Raw genomic sequence first — 13906 nt, 5'->3', positions numbered from 1 at the left:
CTTCTCCGGCGTCAGATACGGATTGACCCGCTCGCGGGTGGCGTCCGACAGTGCGGCGATCTGCGCCGGCGTGCCTTCTTCCGCCAGCTTCCTGTCGGCAATCGTCGTTTTGAGACCCTCGAGGGCAGTGTCCGCCGTCGCATCCGGCCCGGACAGCTTTCCCAATGCCGCCTTGACGGCGTCCTTGGTCTTGCCGGCAGCGGTCATGGCCTCGCTGTATGCCTTCCGGTCCGTGTCCGCCGTCGTCTTCGCGTCGGTGAATGTCTTCACCTGCGCCTCAAGGGCGGCGATATCACGCTTGCCGGCGCCTGGCTCGTTTATCGCCTTTGCCGCAACGACCGCAGCCTCGGCCGAATCCTTGGCCGCTTCGAGCGTCTTGACGACCTCTTCGCCCAGCGTGAGAGAATTGTCGGCATCTGCCAGCAGAACATCGCGCTCGGTATCCGGCCGCTCGCCTTCCTTCTCGATTGCCGAAACGGCAACCTTCGACGCGCCCTTGTCTGTCGCTATGCCGACAAGCTTCTTCCAATGCTTCGATCGGTTGTCGACCTGTTCTTTCAACTTATCGCGGGCCGTCCTGAGCCCGTCAAGGCCGGCATCGTCCCCCGTCTTGTAGGCCTTAAACGCCTTGCGCAGTTCGAGCTCGGCGGCTTCCAAGGCAGCTTCGGCCGGGATCGCCTCAGCGAGGAACGCGCTCAACGCCGCCCGTTCGGAGGGCTCCGCCCTGGGAGCAAGGCCGGCCAGCAACGGACGGACCGAGTCCGGCAGCGGATTGCCCTTTTCGTCGATCCATTTGTCGGTCCAGGCACCAATGGCATCACGCCTGCCCTCGGCGATAAACGTACCATCATCCGTCCTGAACACCACGGATTTGGGTTGGCCGTCGACAACGTCGGTGAACTCGATCACATCCTTGTCGTTGACGCGTTTCGTGATCTTGGTCAGCACCTTATTTGTGTAGAGTTCTAGTTCGGTCCACTTGCCACCGACCATTTTTGAATATCGAGACGTCACGACTCCTTTGTCCAGCAATTCATGGCTAGACAGTTTGCCGTCCACAAAGGTGTCTTTCCGGGTGTAGTGGCGGTCTACCAGGCTGGTCCATTCTGCGATCACGGCCTCATTGGAATCCAGATCCTCCTTCTTCTGATAGACACCATCGCGCAAATCGGTACGTCTGGTGGTGACGCGCTTCGTGACAGGATCGATGTCTTCCCGCTTTTCAAACGAGGGGTGGGCGGAACTTGGACCGGACAATCTCAAAATTAAGTTGCCTTTGGGATCGAACTCTTCCCTGCATATGTTCCTGTTTTGATCGAAGTAATCTCGGGAAACAAGAACATTGTTCACATACTTGTCTTTGCGGGTATAAAGCCCACCTACAAGCGTGTGCCACCTCGAATAGACGCTGCTATTGCCGCTATCGCGTTCAATCCACTCTGGCCCAACCGGGTCCTCCGCCAATGCCATATCGACAGGCATGACGATGACCGGCGCTGCAACGAGCAGCGTTGCGGCAAGCAAACAGCGGCCGGCAGCGAGACCAAGGCCCAGTCTTTTGCGGCGCGGGCCAAGCATAAGGCAGGCACAGCGCAGCAAAGCCATCAGGCGGCGGCGAGCAGAACGCGAAACAATATTGGAATGCGGCAATACAACTTTCGAAGACATCAATTCATCCCTTGAAATCGCAGAAAATATTTTCATCAGACATGCGCATCCTGCTGCCTGAATCGCGGCCGCCGGCGCTGGTTTTCCCGTAGATGGACCGCGCCAAAGCGGAGTCCGGCATTCCTTACCTGCGGCCGGAGGCATCCGACCCGGATGTCCGCAGCGTCTTGCTCAAATGAGGCAGGGATTCATTCATTGGCGCCAATGTTTTGGCGCCGTCATTATTCCGGGGCACCAATATTCTGGGACGCAGAATATTCGGGGCGCACCCGGCATTACTGGTGAAGTAAAAAACAGTTCTCCGGTTCTAAAACTAAGGGCCGAAGTTCAAACATCGAGATCCGGCTTATGGGCAGCCAGAGGGCATCGTGACCGCAATGGTGGTCGGATTCCCCCCGCAATAGGTATATTGGCAATATGGTTCGCTTCTACGCGATGAAAAAGCGCTTGTCTCTTCGACGTTCGTAGCATTGTGGAAAAGAATCCGGCGGAGATGCAGGATTGTACCGCTGCCATGGGCGCATTCGGACCGGTGTTGCTGAATGACGTCAGCGGGTGGCGACTCCGAAGTGCGCCGGATTTCAGGTGTCGAGCCGCAATAGTTGCGGCGTCCGCTTCTTGCTGCAAACCAGCACTTTGCAATATATTCAAGCAACAATATGCAATTATTCTTTGTGCCATGCGGAGGATAGTTGAGGTTGCTGCATCTCGCCATCGAGCGCTGCCGGGCCGGAAAATTGCCGTTGCGCGATCCGATTCATGACCGCTGCGACATTTCAACCCACGCTCGAAAAATCCTGCACCAGGTGAACTCGATGGGAAAAAAGGATTGCAATAATGTACCGCGTGCTTCGGCAGGCTCAGCATGAGGGGGGTGTGGGGCTCAGCATGAGGGGGGTGGGCTCGGCATGGGGGGGGCTCAGCATGAGGGGGTAGAGATTGGCAGGGCGGTGATTCGGTGGGGCCTGCTGCTCAATCATGTAAAAAAATCACCCGGCATTGTCGGAAATCCGAATCCCCGCCCGTCCTTGGCTTATCGACAGCACGAGACAGAAGGACAATGACCATGCCAAGTACGATACGCCTGCACCGCGTCTTTGCGACCAGCCCCGAAAAGCTCTACCGGGCCTTCACCGAAGCCGATGCGCTGGCCAAATGGCTGCCGCCGCACGGTTTCACCTGCACCGTCCACAGTTTCGAGGCCAGCGTCGGCGGCGCGTTCAAGATGTCGTTCCGCAATTTCACCACCGGCAACAGCCATTCGTTCGGCGGCGAATTCCTCGAACTCGTCCCGGGCGAGCGCCTGCGCTATACGGACAGGTTCGACGATCCGAACCTGCCGGGCGAGATACAGGTGACCGTGCTCCTGAAGAAGGTCTCGGTCGGGACGGATGTGAACATCACCCAGGAAGGCGTGCCGGATGTCATTCCGGCGGAAGCCTGCTACCTCGGCTGGCAGGAATCGCTGCGCAACCTCGCCCGGCTCGTCGAACCGGAGATCAACGAATAGGCCGATGAAACGGGTGGGCAGGAGAGGCGCCCGGGCGGGAAAAGGTTCGCCCGGCCATCACCTTGCCTGAATTGCCCAGCCGAATTCCCGTCCGGGATTCGCAAGTTCATTGCAGCGTGGCCTGCTCCGCGCGCAAGGCATCCGCCATGTCGAGCACGATCCGCGAGCGCTTCTGCGTCGGGAACAGCATCAGCGTGCGGAAGCTGACCGAGGGGCGCATCGGGCGCAATACAAGGCCGCGCTCCAGATATCCGGTCGCCGTGACCGGATCGACGATGCCGCAACCGACGCCGGCGAGCACCAGCGCGCAGATGGTCGAGGAATAGGCCGTCTCGACGACGATCTGCGGCGCGACGCCATGGGCGAGGAAAATCGCCTCGGCCTCGTGCCGCGTCGTATCCTCCGGCGCAAGCGCAACAAAGGGCAGCCGGTCGAGGTCGGCCGGGGTAATGACCTGCCTTGCGGCAAGCGGGTGCCCGGCCGGCATGGCGAGGACCGCCGCGATCGTCGCGAATGGCTCGGCCTCGACGCCGCTGGTATCGATCTCGTCGGCGGTGACGGCGATGTCGAGCTGGTTGGCGGCGACCATGTCGCGGATGATCGACGATCCGCTCACCGCGAGGGAAACGGCGATGCCGGGATGTTTCCTGCGGAAGCGGGCGATGGCGCCGGGGACGAGATTGGTGCTGAAGGCCGAGAGGCAGGCGATGCGGATATCGCCCGAGCCATAATCGCGAATCCTCGCCGCGGCGCTCCTGAGCTTGGCGAGGCCGGCCAGCGACGTCTGGACCTCGCGGAAAAACAGCTGCCCCTCCGCCGAGGGCGTCATGCGGCCCTTTTCCCGGTCGAAGAGCTTGAACCCTATCGAACGCTCCAGCGTCATGATCGCCTTGCTGACCGCCGGCTGGGACATGCCGAGCGCTTCCGCCGCGCGCGACGTGGTGCCATAGGTCATGACCGCCTGATAGGTCTCGATCTGCCTGACATCCATGGCGGTACCTATAACTGAATGGAATAGATTGGCGCTATCTTAGTATTGGACTGAATTGCCGCCCGCATGTCAACATGCGTCACCTTCTGGAGATGCGAAAGAATGCGGGACGAAACCAAATATGTCAGCCGGGCGGAGGTCAGCCTTGAGGGTTATGACAGCCTGACGGTGCCGGTCTACCGGGCTTCCACGATCCGTTATCCCGATGCGGCTTCCTTCACGGCGCGCTTCGAACGGGATGCGGACAGCTATGTCTACGGGCTCTACGGCACGCCCACCCACCGCTATCTCGAATACAAGATCACCGAGCTCGAAGGCGGCGTGCGCACCGTGCTGGCGCCATCGGGACAGGCGGCCATCACCAGCACCTTCCTGGCGCTGCTCCATTCCGGCGACGGGGTGCTGATCCCCGACACGGCCTATGGGCCGGTGCGCGATTTCGCCCGGCACGAACTCGCCGCTCTCGGCATCGAGGCGGTTTTCTACGATCCCTGCGATCTCGGTGCGCTTGCAGCGCTTGTCGACGAGCGGACGCGCATGATCTGGGTGGAATCGCCGGGCTCCGTCACCATGGAGGTGCAGGATTTGCCGGCCATCGTGGCTCTGGCGCGAGGAAAAGACATCCTGGTCGGTTGCGACAATACCTGGGCGACGCCGTTGAACTTCAGGCCGATCGACCATGGCGCGGATATCGTCGTCGAAGCGCTCAGCAAGCATTTCAGCGGCCATTCGGATATTCTCATGGGGTCGGTGACCGTCGCCGACGAAGCGCTGGGCTACAAGCTCAAGGCAGCGTTCGGCCGCATCGGCATCGGCGTATCGCCGGATGATTGCGCGCTGGTGCTGCGCGGCATCGAAACCCTGCCCGTGCGCCTCAACCGGGCGGCAGCCTCGGCCGGCACGATCGTCGACTGGCTGGTGCAGCATCCGCTGGTGGAAGAAGTGCTGTTTCCCGCCGTGCCCGGCAGCCCCGGCCATGACATCTGGAAGCGCGATTTCGCCGGCTCCTGCGGCGTGCTGACATTCTCGCTTATCGATTCCGTGAGCGCCGGCGCCGGAAATGCGCTGGATGCGCTCGAGCTGATCTCCATCGGCGCCTCCTGGGGCGGCACGAAGAGCCTGATCGCGCCGACCTCGATCAGGAGCCTGCGCACCGCGCGGCCATGGACGGGGCCGGATCATCTGCTGCGGCTCAGCGTCGGGCTCGAACATCCGGCCGACATACTGGCCGACCTGGAACGGTTTTTTAAGGCCCTCGAACCGGCTGCGACCAGCACGGCGAAGGCGGAGGTGGCATGACGGCTTGCGGGCCGGGCATTGAGCATATCGGCGATCGCCTGCGGGAACGGGCGACGGATAACAAAGGGGAACGAACATGCGCAACATCAGCAATTGGATAAAAGCGACGTCTCTGGCTGCCTTCATGGCCGCCACCGGCCCTGCCGGCCATGCCGTGGCGCTCGGCTATGATACTTCCGGCGTAAAGATCAGCGAGGAACTCGCCGCGCGGGTGCCCGAGGACATCCGCAAGGCGGGCGTGCTCGTCGGCGGGTCGGACAATGACTATGCGCCGTGGGAATATCTGGCGGGCGAAGACGGCCAGACGCCGGAAGGGATCGACATCGACATCGGCAAGGCCATCGCCGCCAAGCTCGGGCTCAAATATGAATCGCGGACGGCGCAGTTCACCACGATCCTGCCATCGCTCGGCACCAATTACGATCTCGGCCTTTCCGCCTTCTCGATCACGGAAGAACGCAAGAAGGTCGTCGATTTCGTCTCCTATGCCGAGACCGGCAATGAATGGATCATCAAGGCGGGCAATCCGACCGGTTTCGACCCGAACGACATATGCGGCCGGCAGATCGCCGTGCAGAGCGGCAGCCGCCACGAGGAGCGCCTCGGCATCGTCGACAAGGAATGCACGGATGCCGGCAAGGCCAAGCTCGTCCTGCTGCCGTTCAAGACCCAGACCGAGGCCGTTACCCGCGTCGCCACCGGCGGTGCGGCTGCGACCGTAACCGGCAGCGCGACGGCGCTCTATGCCGCCTTCATCTCCAAGGGAACGCTGGAAACCGTGCGGCCGGTCGGCGCGGCGCTCAATGTCAGGGGCCTCAATGGCCTGGCCTTTGCCAAGAAGGATACGGAACTCGCCAAGCTCATCGCCGACACGCTCAACGTGCTGATCGAGGATGGAACCTATACGGCGATCCTCGATGCCTGGGGCATGCGCGCCGTTGCCGTCGACAGGGCCCATATCAATCCTGCATCGGAGCATTGATGTGAGCGGGACCAGCATCGAACTGGCGGGCAAGGGCGGACAACTGGACAAGGGCGGGAAGCCGCATGATTTCGTCCGCAACGAGGTGGTGCCGAGGCGGCATCCGGGACGCTGGGTGGCGGTGGCGCTCATCCTCGTCATCTGCATCCAGGCGGCGCATGGCGTCGCCACCAATCCCAATTTCCATTGGGCTACCTATGCGGAGCACCTGTTCTCGCCTTTTGTCCTGCGCGGCGTCGGATGGACATTGCTGCTGACCGTCATCGCGATGGCCATCGCCATTCCGCTCGCGCTCGCCTTGGTGATCATGCGCGACAGCGGCAATCCCATCCTTGGCGGCGTCGCCTGGTTCTGGGTCTGGTTCTTCCGCGGCACGCCGGTCTATACGCAGCTCGCATTCTGGGGCCTGTTCGCCGTGCTGTTTCCGCGCATCTCGCTCGCCGTGCCGTTCGGCCCGGAACTTTTCAGCATCGACAGCCGCCTGATCGTAACTCCGGCGGTCGCCGCCATCGTCGGCCTGAGCTTCAACGAAAGCGCCTATCTGGCGGAGATATTCCGCGCCGGCTTCCGCGCCATCGATCGCGGCCAGACCGAGGCGGCGCAGGCCATCGGCATGTCGCAGGCCAAGATCTGGCGGCGCATCCTGATCCCCCAGGCCATGCGGACGATCATCCCGCCGACCGGCAACGAGACCATCGGCATGTTGAAAATGACCTCGCTGGTGCTCGCCGTGCCCTTCACGCTCGACCTCATGTTCGCCACCAATGCCATAGCCAACCGCACCTACCTGCCCGTGCCGCTGCTGCTGGTCGCCGCAACGTGGTATCTGGCGATAACCTCGCTGCTCATGGTCGGCCAATATTATCTCGAACGTCATTTCGGGCGCGGCCATGATGTCATCGCCGTCAAGGGAGGGCCGCGCTGATGCATGGCACCCCGTTGAAACCCACGGTCGAGCTCCAGGCCGTGCACAAGTTCTATGGCGACTTCCACGCCCTGTGCGGCGTCGACCTGACCATCGGCAAGGGCGAGGTCTGCGTCGCCATCGGTCCCTCGGGATCGGGAAAATCCACCCTGCTGCGCTGCATAAACCAGCTTGAGATCGTCTCCGCCGGCCGGATAAGCCTCAATGGCGAGCTTCAGGGTTACAGGGAGATCGATGGCAGGCTGCACCAGCTCTCGGCGCGCCAGATCGCCGAACAGCGCCGCCGCACCGGCATGGTGTTCCAGCGCTTCAACCTGTTTCCGCACATGACGGCGCTGCAGAACGTCACCGAGGGACCGGTGCACGTCAAGGGACGGCCGAGCAAGCTGGCGAAGGAAGAGGGCAACGCACTGCTGGAGCGCGTCGGCCTCGGCGGGCTCGGCAACCGCTATCCGAACCAGCTTTCCGGCGGCCAGCAGCAGCGCGTCGCCATTGCCCGCGCCCTGGCGATGGACCCGGAAGTCATGCTGTTCGACGAGCCGACATCGGCGCTCGATCCGGAACTCGTGGGCGAAGTTCTCGACGTCATCAAGGATCTCGCCCGCGCCGGAATGACCATGATGCTGGTCACCCATGAAATCGGCTTCGCCCGCGAGGTCGCCGACCATCTGGTGTTCATGGACAATGGCGCCATCGTCGAAAGCGGCAGGCCGCAGGAGGTGCTCTCGAATCCGAGCGAGGCCCGTACCCGGGCATTCCTCTCCAAGGTCTTCTAGGAGCTGACTTTGCCTGAACGCCATACCAATCCCGATGGAGACGCCATGAGCGAACTTGATGCAATTCTTGGCCATGTGGATGCCAATCTGCCGGGTTCGGTCGAAAAGCTGCGGCAGTTCCTGGCCTTTCCATCGGTCTCCAGCCAGCCTGACGGCAAGCCCGGCATAATCGCCTGCGCCGACTGGCTGAAATCGGAGCTCGGCGAGCTTTGCACCGACGTCCGGGTGATCGCCACGGCCGGCCATCCGCTGGTCATGGCGCGCATGGGCTCGGGCAGCGGTCCGCGAGTGCTGTTCTACGGCCATTACGATGTCCAGCCCGCCGAACCGCTCGACGCCTGGGATACGCCGCCATTCGAGGCCGATATCCGGGACGAGGATGGCCTGCAGCGCATCTATGCGCGCGGCGCTTCGGACAGCAAGAGCCAGGTCTGGTCCGTCGTCGAGGCGTTTCGGGCATGGAGGAAAACCGTGGGTGACCTGCGCATCGATGCCACCCTCCTCTTCGAAGGCGAGGAGGAGACGGGTTCGCCCAGCCTGCCGGACTTCATCGAGGCCTATCGCGACGAACTCAGCTGCGACGTCGCCTTCATTTGCGACAGCGACATGTGGTCCGCGACGAGACCGGCGATCACCACGCGCCTGAAGGGCCTGGTGCATGAGAAGCTCACGATCCATGCGCCGAACGGCGATCTCCATTCGGGCCATTTCGGCAATGTCGCGGTCAATCCGGTGCGGGTGCTGGCAAGGGTCCTCGCCGCGATCCATGACGATGAAGGGCGCGTGACCATTGACGGTTTCTACGAAGGCGTCGACGCCGTGCCGTCGACACTGCGGCAGCAATGGCAGGCGCTCGATGTCGAGGAAGCGCTGGCGGGCGTTTCGATCGCGGGCGGGCCCGATGAAGGCGGTTTGGGCACGATAGAGCTGATGTGGGGCCGCCCCGGCATCGACTTCAACGGCCTCGTTGCCGGCAATACGGGCCCGGGCGAGCGCTCGGTCCTGCCCGGATCGGCCACGGCGCGGCTATCGTTCCGCCTCGTCGGCCGGCAGCGCCCGGAGCAGATCCGCGCCGCGTTCCGCAGCTTCGTCGAAGCGAGGCTACCCGCAGGCTGCCGCGCCGAATTCGAAGGCAGTGGCGGAACCGCCGCCGTGTCGGTGAACGACGCCAGTGCCCATGTCGCCGCCACCGCAGGCGCGCTCGAAACGGAATGGAACCAGCCGCCGCTGCTCAAGGGAACGGGAGGAACCATTCCGCTTGTCGAACTCCTGACGGACCGGCTCGGCGTGGATTGCATCGTCACCGGTTTCATCCTCGCCGATGATGCGATCCACGCGCCCAATGAGCGCTATGATGTGGAGCGGCTGCGCAAGGGCATCCGCAGCTGGGTGCGCATCTTGGCGAAGCTGAGCGGAAATTGAGGCGACCGCCGATGACCGCGACCCGAACCGAGACCGACAGCCTGGGCACGCGGCAGGTGGCGTCAAACGCTCTCTACGGCATTGCCACGCTGCGCGGACTGGAGAACTTCGACATCTCCGCGGTGAAGCTCCGCCACATCCCCCAGCTGGTCAAGGCGCTGGCGCAGATCAAGCGGGCCGCTGCGCAGGCCAATCGCGATCTGGGCGTCATCCCCCGGCCGCTGGCGGATGCGATCGCGGCGGCTGCCATCGAGGTCGAGCGCGGCGCGCACGCCGGGTATTTCGTCATCGACCTGCTCGAAGGTTCCGGCGGCACCTCGATCAACATGAACATGAACGAGGTGCTGGCGAACCGGGCCCTGCAACTCATGGGCGAGGCGCCGGGCACCTATTCCCGCCTCCACCCCAATGATCATGTCAATGCCGGGCAATCGACGAACGACGTCGTTCCATCGGCGCTGAAACTGGCGATCTTCGACAAAAGCCACGATCTGCTGCAGGCGCTGGGCGGTCTCGCCGACGCCTTCGCCGAGCGCGCCGAGACCTTCCCGGACGTGCTGCGGGTCGGCCGCACCTGCCTGCAGGCGGGCCAGCCGATGCTGCTCGGCCAGGCATTCGGCGGCTATGCGGCCGGCATCCGCCGGCAGGCCGACAGGCTGGCGGAAACCCGGCGTCAATTGCTCGTCCTGCCGCTGGGCGGCACCGCCATAGGCACCGGCCTCGGGGCGGTTCCGGCTTACCGCGCCCGCGTCTATGAGCGTCTTCGGGCCATCGTCGGCGAGGAAGTCCAGCCGGCGGGGAACATGTTCGACGCCATGCAGAATGCCGACGTTTTCTCGCGCATTTCGGCGGATTTGCGGGTCTGCGCCGAGGTTCTCGGCAAGATCGCCTCCGATCTCGCCATCCTGGCGTCGGACCCCGAAAGCGGCATTGGCGAATTGATGCTGCCGCCGGTTCAGCCGGGTTCGTCGATCATGCCCGGCAAGGTCAATCCCGTCCTGCCGATGATGATGCAGCAGGTCTCCATCGCGGTGATCGGCAACGACATGACGGTTTCGCTGGCCTGCCTGCAGGGACAGCTCGAGATCAACCATTTCGAGCCGGCCATCGCCTCCCGCATCTTCGACTCGCTCGACCTCATGCTTCGCGCCATCCGCATATTCACCGAACGCTGCGTGGCGGGCATCGAGGTGGACCGCGAGCAAACCAGTCGGAACCTCATGCAATCCCCGGCGATCGCAACCTTCTTCGCCGGCAAGCTCGGCTATGCCGAAGTTTCCAGGCTGGTGAAGGAAGCGCAAGCGCAGAAACGGCCCTTCGTCGAACTGGCGGTGGAGAAAAACCTCCTGACCAGCGCCGAAATCCTCGACACCATCCGCGCCAGCGTCGAGCTGGAGCCTTGAGCCTCAGCCGCGGCGCGCCGCCTCGATGGCGGCGACATCGATCTTGCCCATCTTCATCATCGCCTCGAACGCGCGCCTTGCCTCGTCGCCGCCGGCAAACATCGCCTCGGTCAGCACGCGCGGGGTGATCTGCCACGAGATGCCCCATTTGTCCTGGCACCAGCCGCACACATTGGCAGTCCCGCCATTGTCGACGATGGCATTCCAGTAGCGGTCCGTCTCCTCCTGGTCGTCGGTGGCGATCTGGAACGAGAATGCCTGATTATGCTTGAATGCCGGGCCGCCATTGAGGCCGAGGCAGGGGATGCCCGCAACGGTGAACTCTACCGTCAGCACGTCGCCCTTCTTGCCCGACGGATAGTCCGTGGGAGCGTGGTGAACCCCCGTCACCGCGCTGTCCGGGAAAGTCTCGGCGTAGAAGCGCGCCGCCTCCTCCGCCTCCTTGTCATACCATACGCAAATCGTGTTTTTTGCAATTGCCATCGCCGTTCCTCCCTGCTGGCGCCATACTGCCCAGAGTGCCGTGCGCGATCAACCTCCTTGTCGCGTCCCCCTCGGCCTCAACCTGTCGAACACGCAGCAACGTTCGTGCAGCCCGCCAATCTGCAACCGCTCCCCTCCACAGGCAAATCCACCACCCCGGCAATTCGGCATTGACACCGGGCGCGTCAGTAATGTTATTACGTTTAAACCGACGTAATACTATAACGATCCATACCGGCGGGCGGGTCGCGCTCGCCGGCGATGAAACTTGAAGGAAGGACACCAGATGCAACTGCCTCTCGCCCGAAACCGTTTGCTGGCTGCCGTCGCGGCGAGCCTCGCCTTTGCGCCCGGCGCTTTTGCAGAGGACGATCACGCCACCCGGGAAGCCTGGCGGCTTTTCGTCGCCGATCACACCAGCCCGGTCGTGCGCGCCATCGACTTCGAGAGCGGCAAGGAGCTCGGCCGCTATGACATCAAGGCCTATGCCGCCCTGACGGCGAGCGCTTCGGGCCGGACGGTCTATGCCGCGCAGACCGAGGCCGACATCATCCACGCCATCAGGACCGGCATCGATTTCACCGATCATGGCGAGCATCGCGACCTCGAAATTTCCGATCCGGCGCTGCTGCCCGTCACCTTCGAAGGCAAGCGCCCCGGCCATGTCGTGCCGCATGACGACCAGCTGGCCCTGTTCTACGATCACGCCGACAAGGCCGAAATCGTCGAGGAAGCGGCCATTCTCGACGGGAAGGTCGAGAAGCGCAGCGTCAGCACCATCAAGCCGCATCATGGCGTCGCGGTGACGATGGGGCGCTTCGTCCTCGTCTCGGCGCCGGACACCGAGGTGGAGACCAAGCCGGACACGCTGCCGCCGCGCATCGGCCTGCGCGTCGTCGACGACAAGGGCGAGCAGGTCGGCGAGACGGCACAATGCACCGACCTGCATGGCGAGGCCACATCGGCGCGGCTCGTCGCCTTTGGCTGCAAGGAGGGCGTGCTGATCGCCCGGCCGGGCGGCGGTGCCAACGGTCCCAGGCTGGAGATGCTGCCCTACCCCGCCGAGCTTCCGAAGGGCCATACCGGCACGCTGCTCGGCGGCAAGACGCTGCAGTTCTTCCTCGGCAATTACGGCGAGGACAAGCTCGTTCTCATCGATCCGGACAGCGACCGGCATTTCCGGCTGGTCGAACTGCCGACGCGGCGGGTCGATTTCCTGCTCGATCCCGCGGCGCCGCGCAATGCCTATATACTGACGGAAGATGGCGACCTGCATGTGCTGGACGTGGTCAAGGGCGAGATAGTCCGCAAGGCGCGGGTTACCGAACCCTATAGCAAGGACGGCCATTGGCGCGATCCGCGACCGCGGCTGGCTGCGGCTGACGGGCATATCGCCATTACCGATCCGCGCCATTCGCTGGTCCGGATCGTCGATGCGGAAAGCCTGAAGGAAGTGCGCAGCATCGCCGTCGAGGGCCAGCCCTTCTCGATCGTCGCCGTCGGCGGTTCCGGCGCATCGCATTGATGTCCCGCGCATGGGCCGCGGCGCATTGCAGTTTCAGCGGGCGACACCACATAGGGCCTGCGGAAATGTATCCGGCCATGCGCTGCCGGTCCATCGCTCAAGAGGAAATCCCATGGAAAAGCCTGAATTCTTCGTCACCCCCGGCTATGGCGACTATCTACGCAAGGAATTGCATTATTCGCAGGCGGTAAAGATCGGCAATCGCGTCGAAACGTCGGGCCAGGGCGGCTGGGACGACGATTTCAACATTCCCGAGGCACTGGAGGAGGAGATCGCCCAGGCATTCCGCAATCTCGAGCGTACGCTGGCGACGGCCGGGGCGAGCTGGAAGGACGTCGTCCACGTCAATTCCTACCATGTCGGCGGCTTCCCGCCCGAGGTCAACGCCGCGATGGTCAAGTTCTACCGGCAATATATGCCGAATCATGCACCCATCTGGACGCAGCTCGGCGTCGAGGCGCTGGGACTGCCGCAGATGCGCGTGGAAATCCGCGTCACCGCCATCCTGGCCTGAGGACATGCCGGGCCCGCGCGCGGCAGCCGTGTTCAGCTGCCGGTGCGGGCGAGGCGGCGCTGTTCCAGATCCTCCCACGCGCACATGAAGGCGCCGCATTCCCGGCAGTGAACGGGGGAATCATGCGCATCTTCCAGCGGAATCGTATCGTGACAATAGCCGCATTCCTCGCAGCGCAGGGGAATGAACAGTTTTATGGCGGCCAATTCGATCATTGCTTGCCTGAACACCGGGTTGGTCGGACGTCTGAAGGTCGCCTTGACGACCGATGGTCGACATTCGTCTCAGCTTACGATCAACTGTTCGTGAACACAAGTAAGCCTAAAGGATCATGTCCGTCCCGCCCGGACAGCGGGTTGCACCAACGAGCGGCGCGCTTCGGCTGCTCGTCGGCCTCGTCGTCTGGAA

14 protein-coding genes are annotated in these 13906 nt (G+C 63.2%); 10 read left to right on the top strand and 4 right to left on the bottom strand.

Annotated elements, in window-relative coordinates:
- Positions 1-1704 (bottom strand): hypothetical protein (locus tag OSJ75_RS16875; protein WP_267228839.1); only part of this gene is annotated, 1704 nt, incomplete at its 3' end.
- 662 nt (positions 1705-2366) lie between these two features.
- On the opposite strand from OSJ75_RS16875, the gene OSJ75_RS16870 reads away from it, so the two are divergent.
- Together OSJ75_RS16870 and OSJ75_RS16865 are read left to right on the top strand one after the other, a co-directional pair.
- Entirely contained in the window at positions 2367-2537 is a 171-nt protein-coding gene (locus OSJ75_RS16870; RefSeq protein ID WP_267228838.1) for a hypothetical protein, read from the top strand.
- Between the two features lie 197 nt (positions 2538-2734).
- A complete protein-coding gene (locus tag OSJ75_RS16865) occupies positions 2735-3178 on the top strand; it encodes an SRPBCC family protein (RefSeq protein ID WP_267228837.1) in 444 nt (147 codons plus the stop codon).
- A 106-nt stretch (positions 3179-3284) separates the two neighbouring features.
- On the opposite strand, the gene OSJ75_RS16860 is transcribed toward OSJ75_RS16865, so the two are convergent.
- A complete protein-coding gene (locus OSJ75_RS16860; RefSeq protein ID WP_267228836.1) occupies positions 3285-4169 on the bottom strand; it encodes a LysR substrate-binding domain-containing protein in 885 nt (294 codons plus the stop codon).
- Between the two features lie 102 nt (positions 4170-4271).
- Between OSJ75_RS16860 and OSJ75_RS16855 the strand changes: the two genes are divergently transcribed.
- The 6 genes from OSJ75_RS16855 to OSJ75_RS16830 all read left to right on the top strand — a co-directional run bounded on the left by OSJ75_RS16855 (position 4272) and on the right by OSJ75_RS16830 (position 10976).
- The gene (locus tag OSJ75_RS16855; RefSeq protein WP_267228835.1) at positions 4272-5468 is read left to right on the top strand and encodes a trans-sulfuration enzyme family protein; all 1197 of its coding nucleotides are present in this window, start codon (positions 4272-4274) and stop codon (positions 5466-5468) included.
- 76 nt (positions 5469-5544) lie between these two features.
- Positions 5545-6450: an ABC transporter substrate-binding protein gene (locus tag OSJ75_RS16850; protein ID WP_267228834.1), complete on the top strand. Its 906-nt coding sequence runs from the start codon at positions 5545-5547 to the stop codon at positions 6448-6450.
- A gap of 1 nt (position 6451) precedes the next feature.
- Positions 6452-7375: an amino acid ABC transporter permease gene (locus OSJ75_RS16845; RefSeq protein WP_267228833.1), complete on the top strand. Its 924-nt coding sequence runs from the start codon at positions 6452-6454 to the stop codon at positions 7373-7375.
- On the top strand, positions 7375-8151 hold the full coding sequence (locus OSJ75_RS16840; protein WP_267228832.1) for an amino acid ABC transporter ATP-binding protein: 777 nt from the start codon (positions 7375-7377) through the stop codon (positions 8149-8151). Before OSJ75_RS16845 ends, OSJ75_RS16840 begins: the two co-directional genes overlap by 1 nt.
- Positions 8152-8196: 45 nt before the next feature.
- Positions 8197-9573 carry a M20/M25/M40 family metallo-hydrolase gene (locus tag OSJ75_RS16835; protein ID WP_267228831.1) on the top strand — a complete coding sequence of 459 codons (1377 nt, stop codon included), beginning with the start codon at positions 8197-8199 and terminating at the stop codon, positions 9571-9573.
- Positions 9574-9584: 11 nt separating this feature from the next.
- Positions 9585-10976 (top strand): aspartate ammonia-lyase, encoded by a 1392-nt coding sequence (locus OSJ75_RS16830; RefSeq protein WP_267228830.1) that lies wholly within the window; start codon positions 9585-9587, stop codon positions 10974-10976.
- A 3-nt stretch (positions 10977-10979) separates the two neighbouring features.
- On the opposite strand, the gene OSJ75_RS16825 is transcribed toward OSJ75_RS16830, so the two are convergent.
- Complete coding sequence (locus OSJ75_RS16825) at positions 10980-11453, bottom strand: VOC family protein (RefSeq protein WP_250020313.1); 474 nt, start codon at positions 11451-11453, stop codon at positions 10980-10982.
- A gap of 292 nt (positions 11454-11745) precedes the next feature.
- Between OSJ75_RS16825 and aztD the strand changes: the two genes are divergently transcribed.
- Together aztD and OSJ75_RS16815 are read left to right on the top strand one after the other, a co-directional pair.
- Positions 11746-12984, top strand: coding sequence for a zinc metallochaperone AztD (gene aztD / locus OSJ75_RS16820; RefSeq protein ID WP_267228829.1), 1239 nt, complete (start codon positions 11746-11748; stop codon positions 12982-12984).
- Positions 12985-13096: 112 nt separating this feature from the next.
- Complete coding sequence (locus tag OSJ75_RS16815; RefSeq protein ID WP_267228828.1) at positions 13097-13498, top strand: RidA family protein; 402 nt, start codon at positions 13097-13099, stop codon at positions 13496-13498.
- 32 nt (positions 13499-13530) lie between these two features.
- On the opposite strand, the gene OSJ75_RS16810 is transcribed toward OSJ75_RS16815, so the two are convergent.
- Entirely contained in the window at positions 13531-13713 is a 183-nt protein-coding gene (locus OSJ75_RS16810) for a hypothetical protein (protein ID WP_250020302.1), read from the bottom strand.
- Positions 13714-13906: the final 193 nt, after the last annotated feature.

Origin of the sequence: Phyllobacterium sp. 0TCS1.6A (assembly GCF_026420825.1) — a bacterium.
Taxonomy (GTDB): domain Bacteria; phylum Pseudomonadota; class Alphaproteobacteria; order Rhizobiales; family Rhizobiaceae; genus Phyllobacterium.
The sequence above is the reverse complement of the archived record's forward strand: the minus strand, read 5'-3'. Positions and strand labels throughout refer to the sequence as shown.

Bases quoted from the DNA above. Each gene is read 5' to 3' on its own strand.
- OSJ75_RS16855 (WP_267228835.1), top strand. From the start codon at position 4,272: ATGCGGGACGAAACCAAATATGTCAGCCGGGCGGAGGTCAGCCTTGAG.
- OSJ75_RS16865 (WP_267228837.1), top strand. From the start codon at position 2,735: ATGCCAAGTACGATACGCCTGCACCGCGTCTTTGCGACCAGCCCCGAA.
- OSJ75_RS16835 (WP_267228831.1), top strand. From the start codon at position 8,197: ATGAGCGAACTTGATGCAATTCTTGGCCATGTGGATGCCAATCTGCCG.
- OSJ75_RS16810 (WP_250020302.1), bottom strand. From the start codon at position 13,713: ATGATCGAATTGGCCGCCATAAAACTGTTCATTCCCCTGCGCTGCGAG.
- OSJ75_RS16815 (WP_267228828.1), top strand. From the start codon at position 13,097: ATGGAAAAGCCTGAATTCTTCGTCACCCCCGGCTATGGCGACTATCTA.
- OSJ75_RS16860 (WP_267228836.1), bottom strand. From the start codon at position 4,169: ATGGATGTCAGGCAGATCGAGACCTATCAGGCGGTCATGACCTATGGC.
- OSJ75_RS16840 (WP_267228832.1), top strand. From the start codon at position 7,375: ATGCATGGCACCCCGTTGAAACCCACGGTCGAGCTCCAGGCCGTGCAC.
- OSJ75_RS16830 (WP_267228830.1), top strand. From the start codon at position 9,585: ATGACCGCGACCCGAACCGAGACCGACAGCCTGGGCACGCGGCAGGTG.
- aztD (WP_267228829.1), top strand. From the start codon at position 11,746: ATGCAACTGCCTCTCGCCCGAAACCGTTTGCTGGCTGCCGTCGCGGCG.
- OSJ75_RS16850 (WP_267228834.1), top strand. From the start codon at position 5,545: ATGCGCAACATCAGCAATTGGATAAAAGCGACGTCTCTGGCTGCCTTC.